This is a genomic window from Leptolyngbya sp. KIOST-1 (genome assembly GCF_000763385.1).
In the GTDB taxonomy this organism is placed as follows: Bacteria; Cyanobacteriota; Cyanobacteriia; order Phormidesmidales; family Phormidesmidaceae; genus Nodosilinea.
Map to the genome: position 1 here is coordinate 329,592 of NZ_JQFA01000004.1, position 21,937 is coordinate 351,528.

The 21,937-nt window shown below is 60.6% G+C and carries 22 protein-coding genes; 12 read left to right on the forward strand and 10 right to left on the reverse strand.

Annotation, left to right across the window (positions count from 1 at the left end):
* Positions 1-594: a Uma2 family endonuclease gene (locus NF78_RS18495; protein WP_318655487.1), complete on the reverse strand. Its 594-nt coding sequence runs from the start codon at positions 592-594 to the stop codon at positions 1-3.
* Between the two features lie 102 nt (positions 595-696).
* On the opposite strand from NF78_RS18495, the gene glgA reads away from it, so the two are divergent.
* From glgA to NF78_RS18510, 3 genes are all read left to right on the forward strand, one after another.
* On the forward strand, positions 697-2,175 hold the full coding sequence (gene glgA, locus NF78_RS18500) for a glycogen synthase GlgA (protein ID WP_052050730.1): 1,479 nt from the start codon (positions 697-699) through the stop codon (positions 2,173-2,175).
* Between the two features lie 124 nt (positions 2,176-2,299).
* Positions 2,300-2,749, forward strand: coding sequence for a hypothetical protein (locus NF78_RS18505; RefSeq protein ID WP_035990696.1), 450 nt, complete (start codon positions 2,300-2,302; stop codon positions 2,747-2,749).
* Between the two features lie 52 nt (positions 2,750-2,801).
* Positions 2,802-5,363 carry a tetratricopeptide repeat protein gene (locus NF78_RS18510; RefSeq protein WP_225885369.1) on the forward strand — a complete coding sequence of 854 codons (2,562 nt, stop codon included), beginning with the start codon at positions 2,802-2,804 and terminating at the stop codon, positions 5,361-5,363.
* 469 nt (positions 5,364-5,832) lie between these two features.
* Here NF78_RS18510 and NF78_RS33555 read toward each other — a convergent pair whose 3' ends face one another.
* Together NF78_RS33555 and NF78_RS18520 are read right to left on the reverse strand one after the other, a co-directional pair.
* Positions 5,833-6,249 (reverse strand): hypothetical protein, encoded by a 417-nt coding sequence (locus NF78_RS33555; RefSeq protein WP_225885370.1) that lies wholly within the window; start codon positions 6,247-6,249, stop codon positions 5,833-5,835.
* 151 nt (positions 6,250-6,400) lie between these two features.
* Positions 6,401-6,577 carry a DUF2283 domain-containing protein gene (locus tag NF78_RS18520; RefSeq protein ID WP_225885371.1) on the reverse strand — a complete coding sequence of 59 codons (177 nt, stop codon included), beginning with the start codon at positions 6,575-6,577 and terminating at the stop codon, positions 6,401-6,403.
* Positions 6,578-6,684: 107 nt separating this feature from the next.
* On the opposite strand from NF78_RS18520, the gene NF78_RS18525 reads away from it, so the two are divergent.
* The 9 genes from NF78_RS18525 (at position 6,685) to NF78_RS18565 (ending at position 15,316) form a co-directional block, all read left to right on the forward strand.
* Positions 6,685-6,909: a type II toxin-antitoxin system HicB family antitoxin gene (locus NF78_RS18525; protein WP_035990701.1), complete on the forward strand. Its 225-nt coding sequence runs from the start codon at positions 6,685-6,687 to the stop codon at positions 6,907-6,909.
* Positions 6,910-6,982: 73 nt separating this feature from the next.
* On the forward strand, positions 6,983-7,201 hold the full coding sequence (locus NF78_RS18530) for a DUF2283 domain-containing protein (protein ID WP_035990703.1): 219 nt from the start codon (positions 6,983-6,985) through the stop codon (positions 7,199-7,201).
* A gap of 140 nt (positions 7,202-7,341) precedes the next feature.
* Positions 7,342-7,560 carry a hypothetical protein gene (locus tag NF78_RS18535; protein WP_035990704.1) on the forward strand — a complete coding sequence of 73 codons (219 nt, stop codon included), beginning with the start codon at positions 7,342-7,344 and terminating at the stop codon, positions 7,558-7,560.
* Positions 7,553-7,966 carry a putative toxin-antitoxin system toxin component, PIN family gene (locus NF78_RS18540; protein WP_035990706.1) on the forward strand — a complete coding sequence of 138 codons (414 nt, stop codon included), beginning with the start codon at positions 7,553-7,555 and terminating at the stop codon, positions 7,964-7,966. Before NF78_RS18535 ends, NF78_RS18540 begins: the two co-directional genes overlap by 8 nt.
* A 69-nt stretch (positions 7,967-8,035) precedes the next feature.
* Positions 8,036-8,254, forward strand: a complete 219-nt coding sequence (locus tag NF78_RS18545) for a DUF2283 domain-containing protein (protein ID WP_035990708.1) — start codon at positions 8,036-8,038, stop codon at positions 8,252-8,254.
* Between the two features lie 281 nt (positions 8,255-8,535).
* On the forward strand, positions 8,536-9,813 hold the full coding sequence (locus NF78_RS18550) for a GTP cyclohydrolase II (RefSeq protein ID WP_052050731.1): 1,278 nt from the start codon (positions 8,536-8,538) through the stop codon (positions 9,811-9,813).
* 2 nt (positions 9,814-9,815) lie between these two features.
* Entirely contained in the window at positions 9,816-11,075 is a 1,260-nt protein-coding gene (locus NF78_RS18555) for a URC4/urg3 family protein (protein WP_052050732.1), read from the forward strand.
* 120 nt (positions 11,076-11,195) lie between these two features.
* A complete protein-coding gene (gene upp, locus NF78_RS18560; protein ID WP_035990710.1) occupies positions 11,196-11,828 on the forward strand; it encodes a uracil phosphoribosyltransferase in 633 nt (210 codons plus the stop codon).
* Positions 11,829-12,787: 959 nt separating this feature from the next.
* A complete protein-coding gene (locus NF78_RS18565) occupies positions 12,788-15,316 on the forward strand; it encodes a glycogen/starch/alpha-glucan phosphorylase (protein ID WP_035990713.1) in 2,529 nt (842 codons plus the stop codon).
* Between the two features lie 58 nt (positions 15,317-15,374).
* Here NF78_RS18565 and NF78_RS18570 read toward each other — a convergent pair whose 3' ends face one another.
* The 7 genes from NF78_RS18570 to NF78_RS18600 all read right to left on the reverse strand — a co-directional run bounded on the left by NF78_RS18570 (position 15,375) and on the right by NF78_RS18600 (position 21,828).
* Complete coding sequence (locus NF78_RS18570) at positions 15,375-16,955, reverse strand: Na/Pi cotransporter family protein (RefSeq protein WP_035993268.1); 1,581 nt, start codon at positions 16,953-16,955, stop codon at positions 15,375-15,377.
* 428 nt (positions 16,956-17,383) lie between these two features.
* On the reverse strand, positions 17,384-17,866 hold the full coding sequence (gene lspA, locus NF78_RS18575) for a signal peptidase II (RefSeq protein WP_035990714.1): 483 nt from the start codon (positions 17,864-17,866) through the stop codon (positions 17,384-17,386).
* A gap of 4 nt (positions 17,867-17,870) precedes the next feature.
* A complete protein-coding gene (locus tag NF78_RS18580; RefSeq protein WP_318655488.1) occupies positions 17,871-18,440 on the reverse strand; it encodes a biotin transporter BioY in 570 nt (189 codons plus the stop codon).
* Positions 18,441-18,773: 333 nt separating this feature from the next.
* Entirely contained in the window at positions 18,774-19,025 is a 252-nt protein-coding gene (locus NF78_RS18585; protein ID WP_035990718.1) for a hypothetical protein, read from the reverse strand.
* Positions 19,026-19,044: 19 nt separating this feature from the next.
* Positions 19,045-19,410: a hypothetical protein gene (locus tag NF78_RS18590; RefSeq protein ID WP_035990720.1), complete on the reverse strand. Its 366-nt coding sequence runs from the start codon at positions 19,408-19,410 to the stop codon at positions 19,045-19,047.
* A gap of 87 nt (positions 19,411-19,497) precedes the next feature.
* Positions 19,498-20,916, reverse strand: coding sequence for an MFS transporter (locus NF78_RS18595; protein ID WP_052050733.1), 1,419 nt, complete (start codon positions 20,914-20,916; stop codon positions 19,498-19,500).
* 108 nt (positions 20,917-21,024) lie between these two features.
* Positions 21,025-21,828, reverse strand: a complete 804-nt coding sequence (locus NF78_RS18600) for an SDR family NAD(P)-dependent oxidoreductase (protein ID WP_035990722.1) — start codon at positions 21,826-21,828, stop codon at positions 21,025-21,027.
* Positions 21,829-21,937 lie beyond the last annotated feature (109 nt).

The window sequence follows — 21,937 nt, forward strand, 5'->3', positions numbered from 1 at the left end:
TCACCAGAGCCCTGCGGTAGCAACCGTTAGCTCTGGCAGCACCGCTTCCCCAAAGAGCGTGACGGGTGCATGGAGAGTCTCTGGACTGCGATCGGGACGATAAATCTCTACCTGGCGGTCTTGCACATTGATCAGCCAGCCCAAGCGGCAGCCGTTGGCCTGGTATTCAGCCAGCTTAGCTTGCAGGGGCTGAAGGCGGTCTGTTTTCGAGCGTAGCTCAATGACAAAGTCGGGGCACAGGGGCGGAAATGAGTCTTGTTCGGCGGCGGTGAGGGCATTCCAGCGCTCCAGGGTGACCCAGGCCACATCGGGAGAGCGTTCGGCCCCGTTGGGCAGACGAAAGATAGTAGAAGAGTCAAATACAATTCCCATTTGGTAACGGCGATTCCAGGACTCTACTTGATAGGTCAGGTCGCTGTTGCGGCGGCCTGTGTTTCCTCCTGTGGGGGGCATAAGCACCAGTTCTCCGGTGGCGGTGAGTTCTAGGCGCAGGTCACGATTGGCCAGAGCCAGCTGCTCAAACTGCTCGTGGGTAAGGCGAATGACCGGGCTGAGATCGAGGGTGAGGGCCGTCATGGGTGGAGCTGAGCGCATACTCCATTATGGGTCTACTTCAGCGGCTTGAAGATCTAGGCAGAACGTCCACACCCCCGTAGACTGAGGACAGCCGATTGATCCAACAGCAGAGCGGGCGATATGAAGATTCTTTTTGTGGCGGCAGAGGCGGCGCCCCTGGCCAAGGTTGGCGGTATGGGCGATGTGGTAGGTTCGCTACCCAAGGTGCTGCGCAAACTGGGGCACGACGTGCGCATTTTTATGCCCTACTACGGCTTTTTGCCTGACAAGGTGGAGATTCCCGAGGAGCCGGTGTGGCAGGGCACCGCCATGTTCAACGACTTTGCGGTGTACGAAACCACCCTGCCCGAGTCGGATGTGCCGGTGTACTTGTTTGGTCACCCCGCCTTTGATCCCCGCAAGGTCTACGGCGGCAGCGACGAAGACTGGCGATTTACCTTCTTTGCCAACGGCGCAGCGGAGTTTGTCTGGAACTACTGGAAGCCGCAAATTGTGCACTGCCACGACTGGCATACCGGCATGATTCCAGTGTGGCTGCACCAGTCCCCCGACATCAGTACTGTATTTACCATTCACAACCTGGCCTACCAGGGGCCGTGGCGCTGGAAGCTGGAGCAGATGACCTGGTGCCCCTGGTACATGCAGGGCCACAACACGATGGCGGCGGCGGTGCAGTTTGCCGATCGCGTCAACACGGTGTCGCCCACCTACGCCCAGCAGATCAAGACCGCCGACTACGGCGAGGAACTGGAGGGGCTGCTGTCGTTTATCAGCGGCAAGCTCAGCGGCATTCTCAACGGCATTGATGACGAGTCCTACGACCCGGCCACCGATCGCTACATCGGCAAAACCTTTACCGCCAACAGCCTGGAGAACCGCCGCGCCAACAAGGTGGCGATTCAGGAGGAGCTGGGGCTGGAGGTGAACTCGAAGGCCTTTTTGGTGGGCCTGGTGGGTCGCCTGGTGGAGCAGAAGGGGCTGGATCTGATTTTGCAGATTCTGGATCGGTTTTTGTCCTACACTGACTCGCAGTTTATTTTGCTGGGCACGGGCGATCGCTACTACGAAACCCAGCTCTGGCAGATGGCCAGCCGCTACCGGGGCCGGATGGCCACCTACCTGCTCTACAGCGAGGGGCTGGGCCGCCGCATCTACGCCGGGGCGGACGCGTTCCTCATGCCCTCGCGCTTCGAGCCCTGCGGCATCAGCCAGATGATCGCCATGCGCTACGGCTGCATTCCCATCGTGCGGAACACGGGCGGCCTGGTGGACACGGTGCAGCACCACGACCCCGAACACCACGCGGGCACCGGCTACACCTTCGATCGCTACGAGCCGCTGGATCTGTTTACCTGCATGATTCGTGCCTGGGAGGGCTACCGGTTCAAAGATGCCTGGCGCGAGCTGCAGCAGCGGGCCATGGCCCAGGACTTTAGCTGGGACAAGTCGGCGGTGGACTACATCAAGCTCTACAGCGACATGCTGGGGATTGACTACCAGCAGCAGCTAGCGCCGCCCAAGCCGGAGTTCGCCGCGTCCGCCAGCGGCAAGGAAACCAAGGACGAGGTGGGTTTACCCCAGTCCTCTCTGCCCAAGTAGGCCGGGGGGGCAGGCGCTACCGATCGCAAGAAAGGCAGATCGCTGTCTGGAATGGGGCTGGCCAGGGCTGAAGCCAAAAGCTAGGATTGGGGCGACTCCCCCTCTAGCCAATCAGGATCCTGCTATGGCCGACCCAGTTACGTTGACCGCCAGTGCGATCGCTGCTCTCGCCTGCCAAAAATTTCTGGAATCTGGGGCGGGGGAACTGGGCAAAAAGTTCACCGCCGAGGCGATCGCCAAAATGGATCTGCTGCTGAAGCGCATCTGGTCGAAGCTCAGCGGCAAGCCCCGCATTGAAGCGGTCAAAGCCAGCCTGGACAAAACCGCCAAAATTACCCCAGAGCAAATCAACCAGATCGCGGCCTACCTCCAGGTGGCCATGGACGACGACCCCACCTTTGCCCGAGACCTCCAGGTGTTGGCCCAGGAGATCAACGCGGGCAAACTGCTGGATCAGAGCACCATGACCCAGAACAACTACGACAACGCCAAGGGCTGGCAAACCAAGGTCGAAGGCGGCACCGCCTACATCGGCGACATCACCATCCACCAAAACCAGCCCCCTACCCCTTAGGGTGGGCATTGCCCACCACCGTCTATGGCCCAAAACCGGCTCTCCCTCCCCCATGCCTGACGACGCCAAAGCTCAAATCCAGGCCCTGTTGAACGATCTGCCCGATGCTGCCCTGCAACAGTGGTTGGCTGCCTTGCAGGGGGCACAGCCCACCCAGCTCAATCTGGGGCAGGCGACGGGCTTTCAGGTGATGGTGCAGGGCGGCACCGCCTACATTGGTGACCAGATCCATATGGATGTGGCCACCCTGGCGGCAGCTCTCAACGAGTTGGTGGCCCAACGACAGCCCAGGGGCATCCCCCACAATTTGCTCCGCAGTGGCGCGATCAAGTTCGTGGGCCGCGACGACGACCTAGAGCGGGTTCACCGCCAACTGCACGAGAGCAGCCAGCTTGCCATCACCGCCCTGCGCGGCATGGGGGGCATTGGCAAAACCGAGCTGGCGCTGCAATATGCCCTGCATCACCTGGGCCAGGGCACCTACCCCGGCGGTATCTGCTGGCTGCTGGCCAAAGACCAGGCGTTCGGCACCGAAATCGTCACCTTTGCCCAGACCCACCTGGGCCTGACGCCCCCCGATGGCCTAGAGCTGCCCGCCCAGGTGGCCTACGTGTGGAACCACTGGCCCACCACAGGAGATGTGCTGGTGGTGATCGATGACGTGGCTGGCCCCAACGAAAATGCTGCCTACTTGGCCATCAAGCCCTACCTACCACCGCAGGCATCTCGCTTTTGGGTGCTGCTCACCACCCGCCTGCAACTGGGCGCTTCGATTCAGACTGTGCAGATCGATGTGCTGAGTAAGGCGGCATCGCTGGAGCTGCTGCGGTCATTGGTGGGGCCAGAGCGCATAGACCAGGAACTCGACACCGCCAAAGCTCTGTGCGAGTGGCTGGGCTACCTGCCCCTGGGGCTGGAGCTGGTGGGCCGCTTTCTGGCCCGCAAGCCGGGGTGGACCCTGGCCAAAATGCAGGAACAGCTCGACGCCAAACGCCTGGAAGCCAAAGCCCTGACCCAGGCCCAGCCCGATATGACCGCCGCCCACGAAAGCCTGGCCGCCGCCTTTGAGCTGAGCTGGCAAGATTTGGCACCCGAAGCGCAGGAGCTGGCCTATCGGCTAAGCCTGTATGCCCTGGCCCCGATTGTGTGGGAATGGATCGAAAGCTGGTACGACGGCACCGACCCCGACGACCTGGAGGACTGGCGCGACGAGGGGCTGGCCAGCCGCAGCCTGCTGGAGGTGGAGGCTGATGGGGATGCCGAAACGGTGCAACTGCACCAGATCATCCGCGAGTTCTTTCGCGCCAAGCTGGAGCAGTGGAACGGGGCCGACGGGCTGAAGCGGGGCTACTGCCGGGCGATGGTGCAGGTGGCCCAGCAGATACCTTATACCCCTACCCGCGACCAAATTTTGGCAGTGACTCCGGCGATACCGCACCTGGCGGAGGCGGCGACGACCTGGCGGGCGTGGTTAGAGGATGAGTCGTTAGGATGGCCATTTACTGGGCTAGGGCGGTTTTACGGAGGGCAAGGGGCCTATGGGCAGGCAGAACCCTGGTGGCTAGATCTTTTGGCGGTGGTGCGCGATCGCCTCGGCGAGGCCCATCCCAATGTCGCCACCAGCCTGAACAATCTCGCGGAACTGTATCGATCGCAGGGGCGCTACAGCGAGGCCGAACCCCTCTTCCAAGAGGCCCTGGCGCTGAGAAAACAGCTCCTCGGCGAGGCCCATCCCGATGTCGCCACCAGCCTCAACAATCTCGCGGAACTGTATCGATCGCAGGGGCGCTACAGCGAGGCGGAACCACTCTTGCAAGAGGCGCTGGCGCTGAGGAAACAGCTCCTCGGCGAGGCCCATCCCGCTGACGCCACCGACCTGAACAATCTGGCGATGCTGTACCTGTCGCAGGGGCGCTACAGCGAGGCGGAACCGCTTGTCCAAGAGGCCCTGACGCTGATGAAACAGCTCCACGGCGAGGCCCATCCCCTTGTCGCCACCAGCCTGAACAATCTCGCGGGCTTATACGACTCGCAGGGGCGCTACAGCGAGGCCGAACCGCTCTACCAAGAGGCCCTGGCGCTGAGGAAACAGCTCCTCGGCGAGGCCCATCCCGATGTCGCCACCAGCCTCAACAATCTCGCGGCCTTATACTACTCGCAGGGGCGCTACAGTGAGGCGGAACCGCTCTACCAAGAGGCCCTGGCGCTGAGGAAACAGCTCCTCGGCGAGGCCCATCCCGATGTCGCCACCAGCCTCAACAATCTCGCGCTCTTATACGAATCGCAGGGGCGCTACAGCGAGGCGGAACCGCTCTACCAAGAGGCCCTGGCGCTGAGGAAACAGCTCCTCGGCGAGGCCCATCCCGATGTCGCCACCAGCCTCAACAATCTCGCGGGCTTATACAAGGCGCAGGGGCGCTACAGCGAGGCCGAACCGCTTTATCTTGGCGCAATTGAGATTGTTTACCAGCGCTTAGGCGAAACCCATCCCAACACGCAAACCATTTTTGGCAACTTCGTCGAATTCTTGCAGGCGGTCGTCGCCGCCGACCAAACCCCCATCCTCTCCGACCACCCCCTCACCCAAGCCCTGCTGCGCCAGATCCTCTCGTAAGGGCGCACAGCGGTGCGCCCCAACGGGGTTCCTCACGGGTACCTGAGTCCCCCACCTCGGAAAATCCCCTCTTCGCCAGATCCCCTCGTAAGGGCGCACAGCGGTGCGCCCCAACGGGGTTCCTCACGGGTACCCGAGTCCTACGCCTCGGAAAATCCCCTCTTCGCCAGATCTCCTCGTAAGGGCGCACAGCGGTGCGCCCCAACGGGGTTCCTCACGGGTACCCGAGTCCCCCGCCTCAGAAGTCCTCTCGTTCGCCAGATCTCCTCGTAAGGGCGCACAGCGGTGCGCCCCAACGGGGTTCCCACGGGTACCTGAGTCCTACGCCTCGAAAGCTCCATAGATGGGCACCCTAGAGCCATCTTCAGTGTGCTCTACCACTATGCCCTACGACCCTGACAAACACCATCGCCGCTCCATTCGCCTCAAGGGCTACGACTACTCCTCAGCGGGGTTTTACTTCCTCACCCTATGCTGTTACCAGCGGCAATACCTCTTTGGCAGCATCGTAGAGGGCGCTATGCAGCTCAACGAGCTCGGTCAAATCGTCGCCGAGGAGTGGCTCAAGACTCCAGATCTGCGGCCTAACTTTGCCCTGGATGCTTGGGTGGTGATGCCCAACCACTTCCATGGCATAGTGATCATCCGGGAGTCCTACGGAGCGGGGGAGCTTGATGGCGAGGAGTCCCCTGTAAGGGCGCACCGCTGTGCGCCCCACCGATCGGAGGGTGGGGGCGGGGAGGGCGCGATCGCAATCGGAAATCCCCAGGCCATGGGGCATGCTCCCGTAAGGGCGCACGGCGGTGCGCCCCACCGTCAGGCTCACTCGGTACCGTCTTTCGTGGCGGGTTTCAAGGCAGCCGCGACCAAGCGTATCAACAGGCACCGCAACACCCCTGGCACCCCAGTGTGGCAACGGAACTATTTCGAACGCATAATCCGCGACGAAAGAGCTTTGGCGTCCATCCAGCAGTACATTCACAACAACCCAGCCACTTGGCACCAGGATTCGTTGAACTCGGCCCTACACCCAGTGTCTACCGCTGGCTCACCGACAAGCTCGTTAGGCCAACCACCTCATCATCGGCGTAGTGAATCGCCCCATCATCGTCCGTCACGTCGCTATCGGTCGCTGCCACCGCAGGCTGCTGAAAGTTGATATACAGCACATCCGCCTCCGCATCAAACATCATCCAGCAAGGACGTTGCTCCACGGTCTGTAGCGCCTTAGCAATATTCAAGTAGCTGCCAACATTAACTTGAGTTAAGGCCATAGCTGCTTTTTACCTAAACACCCTACGTTGCCTGCGGAGAATGAACCGTGAAAGACTACCACATCAATATCTTCTATAGCGACGAAGACGAGGGCTACATTGCCGACATCCCCGACCTCAGCTATTGCTCCGCCTTCGGCGAAACCCCCATCGAAGCCCTGCAAGAACTCAATCTAGCCAAGCAAGCCTGGCTAGACGCTACCCAAGCCGAAGGCAAACCCGTTCCACCACCCACCTATCGCCCCATCATCTACCAACTCAAATCGGCTTAAACCTATCGTTAGACAACGACGCCTTTGTCATCACCGCCTATTTGACCGACAAACTCAAACCGGGAGAGCAACTATGGCCCAGTCTGTAAAAATCTGGTTTGACCCCGAAGCCGACTTCCTCGAAGTGCTCTTCTCGGACGCCCCCGGCCACCTGTGCGAAACCGACCACGACGCCATCATGGAACGGGTCGATAACCAGGGAAACATCCTAGGTTTCTCTGTACTCAACGTCAGCAAACTCTCCAAAGAAAAACCCCTGTATGCCCAACTGATTGCGCCCAATGCGGCTTAGTGTAAGCGGCTTACCGCACCGCACCGCCCACCCATACCGAGTTTCCCCATGGCGCAAACGGCGACGCGCCCCATAGCTGTACTACCATGCGTATAGCGCCAGAGTGATATATCAAGCCGCTCTTTTTCTCGGTCACAACCATGGAAACCATTGCCATCCAGGTCGATCAAGACGTTGCCAGAGCCTACCGCGAAGCAGCCCCCGCCGAGCAGCTTAAGATCCAGCAGCTCCTCAATAGCTGGCTCAAGCAAACCATGAAGCGCCGCCCCCTCGATGACATCATTCGCGACATGCAAGCCCAGGCCCAGGCTAGCGGGCTGACCCCCGATATTCTCAACGACATTCTGGCGGATGACTAACCTGCGGGTTGTGGTCGATACCAACACCCTGGTCAGCGGTGTTTTGATCGCCGCATCGGTGCCAGACCTAGCCGTTCAGAGAGCCAGAGCACTGGGCATTTTGCTATTTTCTACCGCCACCTTTGATGAGCTCAGCCAGGTCATCTTTCGCCCTAAATTTGACCGATACGTGTCCACCAATGTCCGAGCCGAGTTTATCGCGCGGATAGCCGAAACCTCAGAGCAAATCAACATCACCGAAAAAATTGTTGTCTGCCGCGACCCTAAGGATGATCAGTTCATAGAGGTTGCCATCAATGGCAATGCAGATTGGCTCATCACAGGCGATCAGGATCTGCTGATACTGCGCTCTTTCCGAGGTGTGGAGATAGTCTCTCCAGCGCAATTTCTAGAGGCTAGCCAATGACCTTGCCCACCCCAAATCTGAATAACCAACCGCCTATTTGACCGATAAACTCAAACACGGAGAGCAACGATGGCCCAGTCTGTAAAAATCTGGTTTGACCCCGAAGCCGACTTCCTCGAAGTGCTCTTCTCAGACGCCCCCGGCTACCTGCGCGAAACCGACCACGACGCCATCATGGAACGGGTAGACGACCAGGGCAACATCCTGGGTTTCTCTGTACTCAGCGTCAGCAAACTCTCTAAAGAGAAACCCCTGTATGCCCAACTGATTGCGCCCAATGCGGCATAGTGTAAGCGGTCTACCACCTCAACATCTTCTACAGCGACGAAGACGAGGGCTACATCGCCGATATCCCCAACCTCAGCTACTGCTCCGCCTTTGGCGCAACGCCAATGGAAGACTCGCAAGAACTCAACCGGGCTAAACAAGTCTGGCTAGATGCCGCCAAGGCCGCAGGCACACCCATCCCGCCACCCAACTATCGCCCCATCCCTGGTATCTGTCATGGGTGAGCTATTCGCTGCCTGGAAAGTGTGTCAGATTAGTAGTTCCTGTTACACGAGGCAGCTATGAGCGACGGTAACGGTTCGGCAGCCGCAAATGGCCCCAAACGGCGGCACATTGTACTCACCTCCCACCCCACCCGGTCGGGGTTAAAGGGCGCGCCCGTCCATTGGGGCGAGGGCGATCCGCTCAAGCGGGGGGCGATCGTGGCGACGGTGAGCGATCCCAGCCACCGCAATGCAATTGGCACTCACTCGGGCTCCTACGCCGTGTATCGCGCCCTGGCAGTAGCTAGCGGGGTGCTCCAGGCTGACCACCGGCCCGACTTTACCAATACCTCGCCCACGATCGCGATCGGGCCCCACCCCAGCTGGGCCGACCCCCAAAAAATTGTTTCCCTCGACCCCTTTGGGGCGCTGGTGGGGGAGGTGTACCAGGATCTGCTGGCCGAGGGCATCGATATTCGCCCGACCATTGCCGTTACCCGCGCCCACATTCAAATGCCGGAGCTGCTGGAGGCGGTGCGTCAGGGCCGAATCAAAGAAGACGGCAAGATTGTGAAGCCGGGGGGCGACCTGGTGGTGACCAAGGCCGCCGTGGAGCCGGTGTGGTACCTGCCGGGGGTGGCCGAGCGCCTGGGCGTCAGCGAAGACGACCTGCGCTACGCCCTGTTTGAGCAGACCGGCGGCATGTTCCCGGAACTGGTGACCCGGTTTGACCTCAAGGTGTTTTTGCCCCCCATTGGTGGGATCACGGTGTACATCGTGGGCGACCCCGAGGCGATTACCGACCCGGCCCGGCCTCTGGCGGTGCGGGTTCACGACGAGTGCAACGGCTCGGATGTGTTTGGGTCAGACATCTGCACCTGTCGCCCCTACCTGGTGCACGGCCTGGAGGAGTGCATCGCCACCGCCCAGCAGGGGGGCGCTGGGATCATTGTCTATTTCCGCAAGGAGGGGCGGGCGCTGGGGGAAGTGACCAAGTTTTTGGTGTACAACGCCCGCAAGCGCCAGGAGGGGGGCGATCGCGCCGACGCTTACTTTGCCCGCACCGAGTGCGTCGCCGGGGTGCAGGACGTGCGCTTTCAGGAGCTGATGCCCGATGTACTGCACTGGCTGGGGGTGACCCGCATCGATCGCATGGTGTCGATGAGCGACATGAAGTACAACGCTATTGTGCGATCGGGGATTGAGATTGTGGAGCGGGTGCCGATCCCCGACGACTTGGTGCCGCCGGACGCGCGGGTGGAGATCGAGGCGAAGAAGGCGGCGGGCTACTACACCGATAAGGGAGCCCCAACGGAGGAGGATTTGGCCCGGGTTAAGGGTCGGGGGTTGGAGTAAGGATGGTGTTTGGCAGCCCAGATAGGGTGGTGGGCGGTGCCCACCCTACGGTGAGCTATTTGCAGAGTCCGCAGGCGGTGCGCGATCGCTGTCGCGCCCTGTTCGCCCTGGCCGAGGCCGATCGACTCCAGCACTGGCGCTACCACCCCGAGGCCCTGCCCGCCGCCGCCGACTACGTGCTGGCGGTGATGCGGCAGCAGTACCCCGCTGGCGATGTGCCCTTTCACTCGCGCTGGCGGCACTTTGAGGTGGCGGGCGAGTCGCGCCTGGAGCGGCTAGAACCCCAGCTATCGGCCCAGGATCCCCTGGAGCAGGCGCGGCTGAAGGTCGATCTGGCGATTACCAGCGTGCTGCTGGATGCGGGGGCCGGGAGCCAGTGGCGGTACGTGGAGCCGGAAACAGGGATAGGGTTTGCGCGATCGGAGGGGCTTGCGATCGCGAGCTTCCACAGCTTTACCGCTGGCCTCTTCTCCAGCCAGCCCGAGGTTCCCTGGCAGGCAGATGCCCCCGGTTTGGCGGCAATCACCGCCCATGACCTGGCCCATGCCTTTCAAGTCCACGGCGACAATCCATTGCTGGGGCTGGAAGGCCGAGTCGCCCTGCTGCAAAAACTGGGTCATGCCCTGCACCAGCAGCCTCAGTTCTTTGGGGCTGGGCCGCCCCGGCCCGGCAACCTGGTGGATTACTGGCTCACCCAGGCGATAAATAATACGCTGTCTGCCCCCGCCATTCTGCAAACCATCCTCCAGGGCCTGGGCCCCATCTGGCCGGGGCGGGTAGAGCTGGCGGGGGTGAACCTAGGCGACGTGTGGCCCCACCCCCAGCTGCCCGAAACTGGCCCGGGCAGTAACCTGGTGCCCTTCCACAAGCTCTCCCAGTGGCTCACCTACTCCCTGCTGGAGCCCCTGCAGGAGCTGGGTCTGGAAATCACCGATCTCGATCGGCTCACCGGCCTGGCCGAATACCGCAACGGTGGCCTGTTTGTAGACTGCGGCGTACTCAGCCTCAGGAACCCCGCTGCGCTGGAAACCGCCCATCTCCCCGGCTCCCCCCTGATCGTCGAGTGGCGCGCCCTCACCCTCTGCCTGCTGGACGACCTGGCTGCCCACCTGCGCCAAACCCTGGGCATGGATGCCACCACCCTGCCCCTGGTGAAAATTCTTCAGGGCGGTACCTGGACAGCCGGTCGCCAGATTGCCGCTAAGAAACGGCCCGGCGGCAGCCCACCCATCCAACTCGCCAGTGACGGCACCGTGTTTTGAATACAGCGCGGAGGGTAGTCACGTAGATCTGGCCCTACCTGACCACCCATCCACCCATCCACCCATCTACCCATCTACCCATCTACCCATCTACTCACCCACCCGCCTACTCACCCACCCATGCCCGACCTCCACCTGATCGACCACCCCCTGATTCAACACAAGCTCACCCTGATGCGGCGGGCTGAGACCAGCACGGCCAAGTTTCGCACCCTGCTGAAGGAAATTAGTCTGCTGATGGCCTACGAGGTGACGCGAGATCTGCCGCTGAAACTGGAGACGATTCGAACCCCCATGACCACCATGGAGGCCCCGGTGCTGGCCCCGGAAAAAAAGCTGGTGGTGGTGTCGATCATGCGGGCGGGGCAGGGCATTCTCGACGGCATTCTGGAGCTGATGCCCTCGGCGCGGGTGGGGCACATTGGCCTGTACCGCGATCCCCAGACCCTGCGGGTGATCGAGTACTTCTTTAAGGTGCCGGAGGACTTGAGCGATCGCGATGTTTTAGTCGTAGACCCGATGATCGCCACGGGCAACACGGCGGTGGCGGCCCTGTATCCGCTGAAGCAGGCCAACCCGCGATCGCTGCGGTTTCTCTGCCTGCTGGCCGCCCCCGAAGGCGTAGCCCACTTCCACCGCGAGCACCCCGATGTGCCCCTCTACGCCGCCGCAGTGGATGAAAAGCTGGACGAGCACGGCTACATTTTGCCGGGGCTGGGGGATGCAGGCGATCGCCTGTTTGGCACGAAGTAAATCCCGATTGTCTGAGTGCATCCCAGTTTTGCAAGGTTGCCGCCCTTCTCCCCCCCTCTTCTCCCCCAGGAAAAAGGGGGACCGAATTTCAATGTCCCTCTCTCTCAGGGAGAGGCATTTAGGGTGAGGGCTGCAACCCACGTTTGCAGCCAAAGCTGATGCTCCTCAGGCTGACTCAGCTAATCAAAGGTTGGTTCTGTTCTTCAGATCATCCTTTTAGGTAATCTTTGTCTAAAATTAACCAGAAAAGATAGTTTAAAGTTGTCGAGAACACACAATGAATTGTGAAATATTTAAGATCAACGGGGCTATGGATTGATTAAAATAATCAGAGAGAGCATTACAGCAATAAGAATGTTCATCTCGGCAACAGTTATTCACAATCGTAAAGCGGCTTTTAACCATATTGCGAGAACTTCATTAAGTTGCTGTTACATAGAGATCCTTTGCCGGGCAAGGGTTTCAGCCTCTTCCAACACCTAAATCCATTCTCTGACGCACTAATTAACGCAACTTAACAGATCTAAACCACCTCCTCATAGTGTTGTTCTTAACATTTTCTCTACACTGCAGCGATCCTTGCTACAAGGGCGCTTTAGGGATTTCATAGAGTTTTTCTATGCCCTGCTCCAAGGTGTTTTAAGGAGTCGTCAGCCCTGGTAAACGGTTTTTTCTAGGCCCTGGGACGGCTTCGTGCTGGTTTGGTAACAGTCTTTTATTCGTGGCCAGTTAAAATGAGTCATCCCGCTCTAAAACTGCGCTGGTGTTTATGCCGGCAGTCGTAGTGGGTAAACAATCTATGTCGAGGTTTGTTGGTGTAAAAGTCTTGAGCCATTCGAGACTCCATTGTCAAAGTAAATGGCCGAAGTCTGCCCTTGGCGGGGCACTGGCGGCCTCTGCTTCGAGCCTACGGGCTGCCAGCGAATTCTTGTGTAACCACTTCAGGATTAAGGGTTCTTATGGCTAAACAATCTGTTCATCTGCCCGAATCGAGCACGGCGGCTGAAGTGCCCCTGTCGCTAGGCTCAGCAGGGGATGTCGTTCTCGATGCCGAGGCACAGGTCAGCCAAATACAGCAGGCGTTGGTCAACAATCTGCACTGGGTGCAGGGCAAAGACCAGCAGTTTGCCAATGCTCACGACTACTACATGGCGCTGGCCCACAGCGTGCGCAACCAGCTGTTGCAAAAGCGCATCCGCACGGCCAAAACCTACGCTGACAAGCGCGCCAAAACCGTTTACTACCTGTCGGCTGAGTTTTTGATGGGGCGACAGCTGGGCAACGGCTTGATCAACCTCGGTATTTACGACACCATGCGCCATGCCCTGGCCGACTGTGGCCTTGACCTGGACGAACTGCTGGAGCGGGAGGCCGAGCCGGGCTTGGGCAACGGTGGCCTGGGTCGCCTGGCCGCCTGCTTTATGGACTCGCTCACCACCCTCAACCTGCCGGCGGTGGGCTACGGCATTCGCTACGAGTTTGGCATCTTCACTCAGCTGATCCGCCAGGGGCACCAGGTGGAAGCCCCGGACAAGTGGCTCAGCTACGGCAATCCCTGGGAAATTGCCCGGCCCGACTACCGGGTGGAGATCAAGTTTGGCGGCCACACGGAGGTCTACCGCGACGGCGAAGACGACTACCAGGTGCGCTGGATCCCGGCTCAGACCGTGATCGGTATTCCCCACGATGTGCCGGTACCGGGCTACGGCACCGAGAACGTCAACATTCTGCGGCTGTGGAAGGCCGAGGCCGGGGAGGCCTTTGACCTGGTCGCCTTCAACTCGGGCGACTACTTTGGGGCCGTGGCCAACAAGATGATCTCCGAGAACATCACCAAGGTGCTCTACCCCAACGACGAAACCCGTCAGGGCAAAGAGCTGCGCCTGCAGCAGCAGTACTTCTTTGTGGCCTGTTCGCTGCAGGACATCATTCGCCTGCACCTGCGCGACCACAGCGACCTGACCAAGCTAGCCGACTCGGCGGCGATTCAGCTCAACGACACCCACCCGGCGATTGGGGTGGCAGAACTCATGCGTCTGCTGCTCGATGAGCACCACATGGAGTGGGAAACGGCCTGGCAGATTACCCAGCGCGCCTTTGGCTACACCAACCACACGCTGATGCCCGAGGCCCTGGAACGCTGGTCGGTAGACCTGTTTGGTCGGTTGCTGCCGCGCCACCTGGAGCTGATCTACGAGATTAATCAGCGCTTTTTGGACCAGGTGAAGCTGCGCTACCCCAAAGACCCCGCCCGCCTGGAGCGCCTGTCATTGATTGAAGAAGGCCCCGAGCGGCGGGTGCGGATGGCCAACCTGGCCTGCGTGGGTAGCCACGCCATCAACGGGGTGGCGGCGCTGCACACCGAGCTGCTGAAGCAGGAGGTGCTACAGGACTTCTACGAGCTGTGGCCCGACAAGTTCAGCAACAAGACCAACGGCATCACCCCCCGGCGCTGGCTGCTGCAGTGTAACCCACGACTGGCTCAGCTGATCTCCGAAACCATCGGCGATCGCTGGATCACCCACCTCGAAGATCTGAAGCAGCTGGAAAACCACATCGACGACGAGGCGTTTCGCAGCGCCTGGCAGGGCATCAAACAGGCCAACAAGTGGAGCCTGGCCCGCTACATCCAGAGCACCCTGGGCCTGGACGTCAACCCCGAGTCGATGTTCGATGTGCAGATCAAGCGCATCCACGAGTACAAGCGCCAGCTGATGAATGTGCTGCACGTGATCACCCTGTACAACCGGATGGTGCAAAACCCTGGGGATCACGTGGTGCCCCGGACGGTGATCTTTGGCGGCAAAGCGGCACCGGGCTACGCCATGGCCAAGCTGGTGGTGAAGCTGATCAACGCGGTGGCGGAGGTGGTCAACAACGACCCCATCGTGGCCGGGCGGCTGAAAGTGGTGTTTTTGCCCAACTACAATGTGTCCCAGGCCCAGCGGCTGTTCCCGGCCTCGGATCTCTCCGAGCAGATTTCCACTGCGGGTATGGAAGCCTCGGGCACCGGCAACATGAAGTTCGCCCTCAACGGCGCGCTCACCGTGGGCACCCTCGATGGGGCCAACGTGGAGATCCGCGAGGAGGTGGGGGCTGACAACTTCTTCCTGTTTGGCCTCACCACCGAGCAGGTGGCGGCCTGCAAGGCCGTTGGCCACAACCCCTGGTACTACTACGACACCAACCCCGAGCTGAAGCGGGTGCTGGACGTGATTGCCTCTGGGCTGTTCTCCCCCGGTGAGCCCAACCTGTTCCTGCCCATTCTCGACTCGCTGCTAGTGGATGATCCCTACATGGTGATGGCCGACTACGCTGCCTATGTGCAGTGCCAGGAGCACGTCAGCCGCACCTACGAAGACCGCGATCGCTGGGTACGGATGGCCATTCTGAATACGGCCCGGATCGGCAAGTTCTCCGCCGATCGCACCATCGCCGAGTATGCGCGGGACATCTGGAAGGTGAAGCCGGTGCCGGTTGGGGAGTAGGTGAGTGGGTAAGTGAGTGGATGGATGGGACTCATCTACCCATCCACCCTGCCCCTCCCTACTCCTCCCCGATCGCCATCATGGCCCGCTGCAAGTGCTGCTGAATACGGGCCAGGTGTTTGCTCACCCGCCGTAGCCAGCGAATGGCCCCCAGCCTGGAGGTTGCCGTGGCCACCTCCAGATGGCCGTTGGCGACGGCGGCGAGGGTGGCTTCGCGGTAGGGACGCACTTTTTTGTGGACCAGTCGAGCGGCTGCCTGGGTTTGGTGGGCGGCTTTGTCCCACTGCTGGAGAGGCATGGCGTGGATGGTGTCGGCGATCGCCGCCAGCACCAGCGCCCGTTCGTCCGCCAGTTCTGGGGTGGCGTTGACTACGGTGGCGCGATCGGACTCCTCTTCGCAGCGCTCCAACAGGCGCTGGAGGTGGTCCAGGGTGTGCATCAAGTTAATCAGACGCGGCCAGTTTGGATCCTGGTCGGCGGTGAGGTGTATTTGGTCCAGATAGGTAGAGGTTTCCTCCAGGGCACTGTCCAGCTCAACCAGGTCAATGCGCTGGCCCTGGGGATCGCCCAGGGTGGCCCGCAGATGCCACAGCAGGGCCAGCAGCTCGGAGTGAATGCTCCCCTGCACCGCATTGAGAGCTAAGTTGGGTTGCCTCAGGAGTTCTTCGCTAAGGCCATTGGTGTAGGTGGCCCCCTGCCCCGGCAGCAGCCAGATAATCAGGCGGGCAAACCACCGGGTGACCGGCAAAATGGTCAGCACGCCCAGCAGGTTGGATGAGGTGTGAAACATCACCAGGGCCAGTTCCGAGTCTGCGAACAATTGCCCTGGGGCCAGCCGATTCCACAGCCAGATATAGGCGGACAGCAGGCTCAGGGCCAGGGTCGCCGTCCAAAGGTTGTAGAGCACGTGGGAGAGGGCCGTGCGCTTGGCGTTGATCGACCCGCTGAGGCTGGCGACCACGGCCTTGACGGTGGTGCCCACATCCATGCCAATCACCAGAGCGGCAGCCTGCTCAAAGCTGATCGCCCCGGTGTAAAGTGCCGTCAGTGCCGTGGCTACCCCCGCACTGGAGGACTGGGTGATGACGGTGAAGATCATTCCCAGCCCCACCAGCTGCAGCCGTCCCGCCACCGTATCGGCCGGGAATCGCTCAGGGGCAATCAGCCCGGTCATCCCGGCCATCGCTGCCTGGAGGGTGGTAATGCCGACAAAAATCAGGCCGAATCCGGCCAGGGCATAGCCTGCGTGGCCCGCCTTGCCTTTGGCAAACAGCTTGAGACTGGCGCCAATGAAGATCAGCGGCAATACCGCTGTGCCCAGTTGGAACCGGAACCCCAGCAGGGCCACCATCCAGCCTGTCACGGTGGTGCCTACGTTGGCCCCAAAGATGATCCCCAGGGAGGCGGTAAAGGTGATCAGCCCGGCGCTGACAAAGCCAATGGTGGCCACAATGGTGGCGCTGGAGGATTGCAGTAGGGCGGTGGTCAGTGCCCCGGTGATAGCCCCGGTCAGCGGTGTGCGGGTAAAGCGCATCAGGACACGGCGCATGGTGTTGCCCGCCAGCGATCGCAGCCCCTCGGTCATCACAATCATGCCCAGCAAAAACAGGCCCAGGCCGCCGGAGGCCCGGATTGCCATCCCAATCGTGCTGTCGATGGTGCTCACCCACTGAATTACGTTCTAATCCAGTAGTAGCAAGCGCTACCGTTCCCCAGGCCAAAATGATTGGAAACCTAGGCTTTCTTAATGCTTCCTTAACCTGGCCAGCGGTTGCCGGAGGTGCTGATCACAGGCACGAATTTAGCGTTCAACGCCTCTCGCAAGGACAAATGACCATTTGCCCCTACCGAAACGTAGGCTCCAATTCGGCGAGGCTCCTTCACCCAAGGTTGTAGCACGCGCCGAGGATCGCGCATCCCCAAGCTCTTCCGCTGTAGCTTTCTTTCTGTTCTGCTCCTGCCGCGCTGGCTAGTGTTCTGTCAAGCCTAAATTTGTAGGGTGGGTGGCGCGCTAGCAGATGCTATACCCACCCTACGGGAACCCTAATTTTTAGCTTTGACGCTGCGCTAGTCCCGTCGATCGCTTTTAGTCGGCGTCTTTAGGGCGGCAATCAGCAGGCAGGCGATGCCGATGTTAATGCAGACATCCGCCAGGTTGAAGATGGGAAAGCGAATCAGGCGAAAGTCGAGGAAGTCGATCACCTCGCCCGCCAGGACGCGATCGATGCCGTTGCCCAGGGCACCGCTGAGAATCAGCCCATAGCCCACTTCTTCCCAGCGGTTGGGCAATCGCGCTCTGAGGCCCAGCACAATCAGCCCCAGGCTGACGGCCATCGACAGCCACCGGAGCCACTCGCCATTGTCGCTGAACAGGCTGAACGCGGCTCCGCTGTTGGTCACGTAGGTAAAGTAAAACACCCCTGGCCAGATCGGCAGGGAATCCGGCGGGGTCGTCAGTTCAAAGGTTTGGGCCACCCAAAATTTGGTCAGCTGATCGAGGGCCAGGCCAACTCCAGCGGCGATCCAAAACCAACGATTGCGCACTCTCATGGGCCTAATAAAACAACAGCTGCCGCAGCACTAACGACAGCACCGCCACAGCACAGACTACCACCAGGTGCCCCGGTAGCGGCAAGATAGAATAGCCCAGCAGCAATTCCCAGTAGGAGGCCGATACGGTGTGTAACCAGCCTAGCAGGGAAGCCAGGGACAGGTAAATGATGCCCAGCCCGTGAATGATGCCCAGGCCGGTCAGACTGCTTAGGGCCAGGGTTTCGAGCTTAGGTGGATTTTGAAAGGCCAGGTAGCCGCAGACCCAGCCGGCAGGGATAAACCCGATCAGGTAACCAAAGCCCGGCTCGCGGACGTAGCTCAGGCCGCCCCCCTGGGTAAACACCGGAAACTCAAACACCTGAAATAGGGCCAACCCCAGCATCAGGTAGGCAATTTGGGACAGCGCCGCCGCGTTTTTGCCGCCCACGCAGCCAGTCAGCAGCACAGCCCCCACCTGAAAGCTCACCCCCAGGGAGAGGATCGCCATTCCAGACTGCCCCCAGCTCCAGGGGGCGTTGAGGGTAAACGCCTCCATCCAGGTGGCCACAATGGTGAGAACCAGCCCGATCAAGGCCCACAGTAGTTCGAATGGCGCTAGCACCGATGTTGTCTTCACCCGTTAGCGGCAGAATTCAGACATTCACATTAGCAGGGTTTGCCAGACTGGAGACAGGTTGACTAAAAGATTTTCGGCCTTGCGGAATTGAGGCATGAATGCGAATAGGGACAAACGACCGTTTGCCCCTATACAGAGATGCTATTGAGGATTTTCCCTAACCCAGCATCAATGGTCAAAGCCCCTGGCCTGTTGTGGTGGTCGGGCGAGGCACCGTCGATACCGGGGGCGTTGGCCAGAATGGACGACAGGTCCTAGGGGAGGGACCGATCGCCCAAGTCGGCCCGTTCACCCCCCAGGGTCGCGCTTCATCCACAGCCCCAGGGAAATCACTCCGGTAATCAGGCCCAGCAGGAGCAGGGTGAGGGACCAGGAGATTTCTCCTGGCCACCGCTGCTCCACCAGTTGGCCCAGCAGGTAGCCGCCCAGAGGTACGGCTCCCACCAGAAGAGCAATTCGGGTCAGGAATGTGCTCAATCGGCTGTTTTTGGCTTTAACCGACAGGTTTGAAAGTTCAGGTTCGTCGGTCGAGTATTTCATAGATAGGCTGATTGCAGAACTAGTTCCAGGTGCGCTCGCCCGACTCGTCAACCCGAGCCTGGCGAATGACGTCGGAAATTTCCTCGGCGTCCTTGATGTGGTGCAGCGCCTTTTGGCCTTCTTCGGGGTCGTCGACCACAAAGTAGGTGGGCACCACGATGTGATCACCGGTGATGTCGGGGGCGTCGACGGCGACCTGCTGGGACTTTTCTTCCAGGGTCTTTTCCCCGTCAACCATATCGCCGGGGTTGAGCACCAGGTTTTCGTTTTCTTCCATCATTTTCTTTTGGGCCGCCTTTTGCTCGGGCGACACTTCTTCTGGGCTCAGCGGCTGATGAATTTCCTGGCGCTGATCGGTGTTTTGGTCAGACTTTTGAGTAGCCATATTGTTCTTTCCAGGTCTACAACTGGCCTCAGCCTAACGGGGATCACCGGGGGGCAACATCGCTCTAAAGCGGGGGACACCATCGCTCTAAGGAGACAAAACCTCTTCCTCTAGGGTCCGATGCGGATCGTTCGCCCGCTCCCCCGCCAGGGTTTCGGCCAACTCCTCGGCCCCCTGCTCGCGATCGCGCTCAACCACCGGCTCGGGAACCCGCAGCATCAGCAGGGCAGCCAGGCCCAGCAACACGCCCCCCAGGGCCAGCGCCGACAGGCGGTTGCCGTGCAGCAGATGGCGCATGACCCAGCCAAAGCCTAGGGACATCACAATTTGAGGCAGGGTGACGAAGCCGTTGAACAGCCCCATGTAGACGCCGCTCTGGCTTTCCGGCAGATCATCCATCAGCAGGGAATAGGGAATGGACAACAGGCTGGCCCAGGCGATGCCGACCCCCACCATGGATATCAAAATTGAGTAGCGATCGTGCACCAGCAGCAGCGACAGCAGCCCCGCCGCCCCCGCCATCAGACAGGTGGCATGGGTGGTGACCCGGCCCCAGCGCCGACTCAGGGACGGAATCAAAAACGAGACGCCCAGGCAGACCAGGTTGTAAAAAGCGGTGCAGAGCCCGGCCCATTCCACCCCGTGGGCATAGCTGAGCGAGTCCCGATTGGCCGCGCCCAAAATGTTGCGGGCGATCGCATTGGGCAAATACAGGAAGATGCAGTAGATGCCCGCCCAGCTGAGGGCCTGCACCCCCGCCAGCTGCCGCATCATCGGCGGCAGCGAGGCCATGGCCTGGGCGATCGCCCGGATTGGCGGGAGCGCTTGCTCGCCCCCAGGCTCACCCCCAGTCTCAGCGGGTAACTCTGAATCCGGCTGAGACGGCGGTTCTGTAACGGTCCAGAAGGTACCCAGGGTGCTGCCCAGGCAGAGCACGGCCCCCACAATGTAGGCCGCCCCGACCACGGCGGGCACCCCCGCCCCGGTGGACTCGGCGGCCGGCTGGAGATGCAACAGGTGCTCCAGCAGCCAGGGCAACCCCGCCGCGCAGATCACCCCCAGGCCAATGCAGACCCCCTGGATGGCGTAGCCCAGGGTGCGGTGGCGGGGGGACAGCAGGTCGCCCACGAAAGGACGGCTGGGGGCAATACTGACGTTGAGGGCCAGCTGGAGCACCCAATACAGGGCCACCGCCTGCACCAGGTTGGTCGCCAGCGGCAGCGCCACCAGCATGGCGGCCCCCAGCACCGCACCGCCGAGGAAGTAGGGCTGGCGCTTGCCCCAGGGGCTGACGGTGCGATCGCTGAGTTCGCCCACAATCGGCTGGGCCAGCAGCCCCATCAGCGGCGCTCCCAGCCACAGCAGCGGCAGCTGACTGACATCGGCCCCTAGGGACTCAAAGATGGCGCTGGCGTTGGCCAGCTGCAGGCCGTTGCCAACCTGCACGCCCCAAAAGCCCAGATTCATTGTGATCAGCAGGCGTAAGCCGGGTCGCTCAAGGGTCATAGGTCGTGGTGACAGTAGCTGGCCAGGTCCGTTTCATCTTGAGGGGCAGAACCGCCAATCACATCCTTCCCGAGGCGCAGTTTGGCCCTGGGGAAGGATGTGATTGGGCTACAGGCCAATGCTGGCCACTGAACCGCCGTCCACACGGTAGTTAGAGCCCACCACAAAGCTGGATTGCTGGGAGCACAGAAAGGCAATCACCGCTGCCACTTCCTGGGCTTTGCCGCGGCGCTTGAGCTCCAGGTGAGGGCGTTTCTTCTCCAGAAAAGAGGCGATCGCGCCCTCGACATTGGTTCCCGTTTTCTCGGCCCGCTGCTCCATCATGGCGTCGGTCATGGGAGTGGCGATAAAGGCGGGGGCTACGGAGTTGACCAGCACACCGTCTGCCGCGTAGGCCTTGGAGAGGTTTTTGGCGAAGTTGAGCACCCCTGCCTTGGCGGCACAGTAGGGCATTTCGTCGGTGTAGGGCTGCACCGCATCCTCTGAGGCCACCAGCACCACACGCCCCCATCCAGTCTCCCGCATGGAGGGAATAAAGGCGCGGCACACCCTCACTGCGGCCATTAGATCCACTTCAAGGGTTTCGAGCCAGTCCTGGTCGCTCAGCTCTAAGAAGTCCCCAGTAGCGCCAGTAATACCAGCGCAGTTCACCAGAATATTGACCGCCCCGTACTGGTCCAGCACCCGCTGCTTGGCAGCCTCAATATCGGCCAGGTTACGCAGATCGGCCTGGATGGCCATGGCTTCGCCAACGGATTTCAGCTCTTCTAGAGCGGCCTCAAGCTTGTCATCGGTTTTGTCGAGCAAGGCCACTTTGACCCCTTCACTGGCCAGCAGCTTGGCGGTGGCGCGCCCAATGCCAGAGTCCCCGCCGGTAATCACAGCTACCTTACCGCTAATTCCGAGATCCATTAATATTTTCCTTCCAAAATTAATTCGATATACAAATCTTAATAACTTGATTTTTTAAGGGTAATCCACCGTTTTGTAGATTTTTGGCTGCCCACGTTTGGCTATCAGT

Excerpts from the sequence above, each read along its gene's own strand:
- lspA (WP_035990714.1), bottom strand. The coding sequence starts at position 17,866 with ATGAGAGTGCGCAATCGTTGGTTTTGGATCGCCGCTGGAGTTGGCCTG.
- NF78_RS18495 (WP_318655487.1), bottom strand. The coding sequence starts at position 594 with ATGCGCTCAGCTCCACCCATGACGGCCCTCACCCTCGATCTCAGCCCG.
- NF78_RS18505 (WP_035990696.1), top strand. The coding sequence starts at position 2,300 with ATGGCCGACCCAGTTACGTTGACCGCCAGTGCGATCGCTGCTCTCGCC.
- glgA (WP_052050730.1), top strand. The coding sequence starts at position 697 with ATGAAGATTCTTTTTGTGGCGGCAGAGGCGGCGCCCCTGGCCAAGGTT.
- NF78_RS18585 (WP_035990718.1), bottom strand. The coding sequence starts at position 19,025 with ATGAAATACTCGACCGACGAACCTGAACTTTCAAACCTGTCGGTTAAA.
- NF78_RS18510 (WP_225885369.1), top strand. The coding sequence starts at position 2,802 with ATGCCTGACGACGCCAAAGCTCAAATCCAGGCCCTGTTGAACGATCTG.
- NF78_RS18540 (WP_035990706.1), top strand. The coding sequence starts at position 7,553 with ATGACTAACCTGCGGGTTGTGGTCGATACCAACACCCTGGTCAGCGGT.
- upp (WP_035990710.1), top strand. The coding sequence starts at position 11,196 with ATGCCCGACCTCCACCTGATCGACCACCCCCTGATTCAACACAAGCTC.
- NF78_RS18555 (WP_052050732.1), top strand. The coding sequence starts at position 9,816 with ATGGTGTTTGGCAGCCCAGATAGGGTGGTGGGCGGTGCCCACCCTACG.
- NF78_RS18595 (WP_052050733.1), bottom strand. The coding sequence starts at position 20,916 with ATGACCCTTGAGCGACCCGGCTTACGCCTGCTGATCACAATGAATCTG.
- NF78_RS18545 (WP_035990708.1), top strand. The coding sequence starts at position 8,036 with ATGGCCCAGTCTGTAAAAATCTGGTTTGACCCCGAAGCCGACTTCCTC.
- NF78_RS18535 (WP_035990704.1), top strand. The coding sequence starts at position 7,342 with ATGGAAACCATTGCCATCCAGGTCGATCAAGACGTTGCCAGAGCCTAC.
- NF78_RS18530 (WP_035990703.1), top strand. The coding sequence starts at position 6,983 with ATGGCCCAGTCTGTAAAAATCTGGTTTGACCCCGAAGCCGACTTCCTC.
- NF78_RS18600 (WP_035990722.1), bottom strand. The coding sequence starts at position 21,828 with ATGGATCTCGGAATTAGCGGTAAGGTAGCTGTGATTACCGGCGGGGAC.
- NF78_RS18590 (WP_035990720.1), bottom strand. The coding sequence starts at position 19,410 with ATGGCTACTCAAAAGTCTGACCAAAACACCGATCAGCGCCAGGAAATT.
- NF78_RS18550 (WP_052050731.1), top strand. The coding sequence starts at position 8,536 with ATGAGCGACGGTAACGGTTCGGCAGCCGCAAATGGCCCCAAACGGCGG.
- NF78_RS18570 (WP_035993268.1), bottom strand. The coding sequence starts at position 16,955 with ATGGCAATCCGGGCCTCCGGCGGCCTGGGCCTGTTTTTGCTGGGCATG.
- NF78_RS18565 (WP_035990713.1), top strand. The coding sequence starts at position 12,788 with ATGGCTAAACAATCTGTTCATCTGCCCGAATCGAGCACGGCGGCTGAA.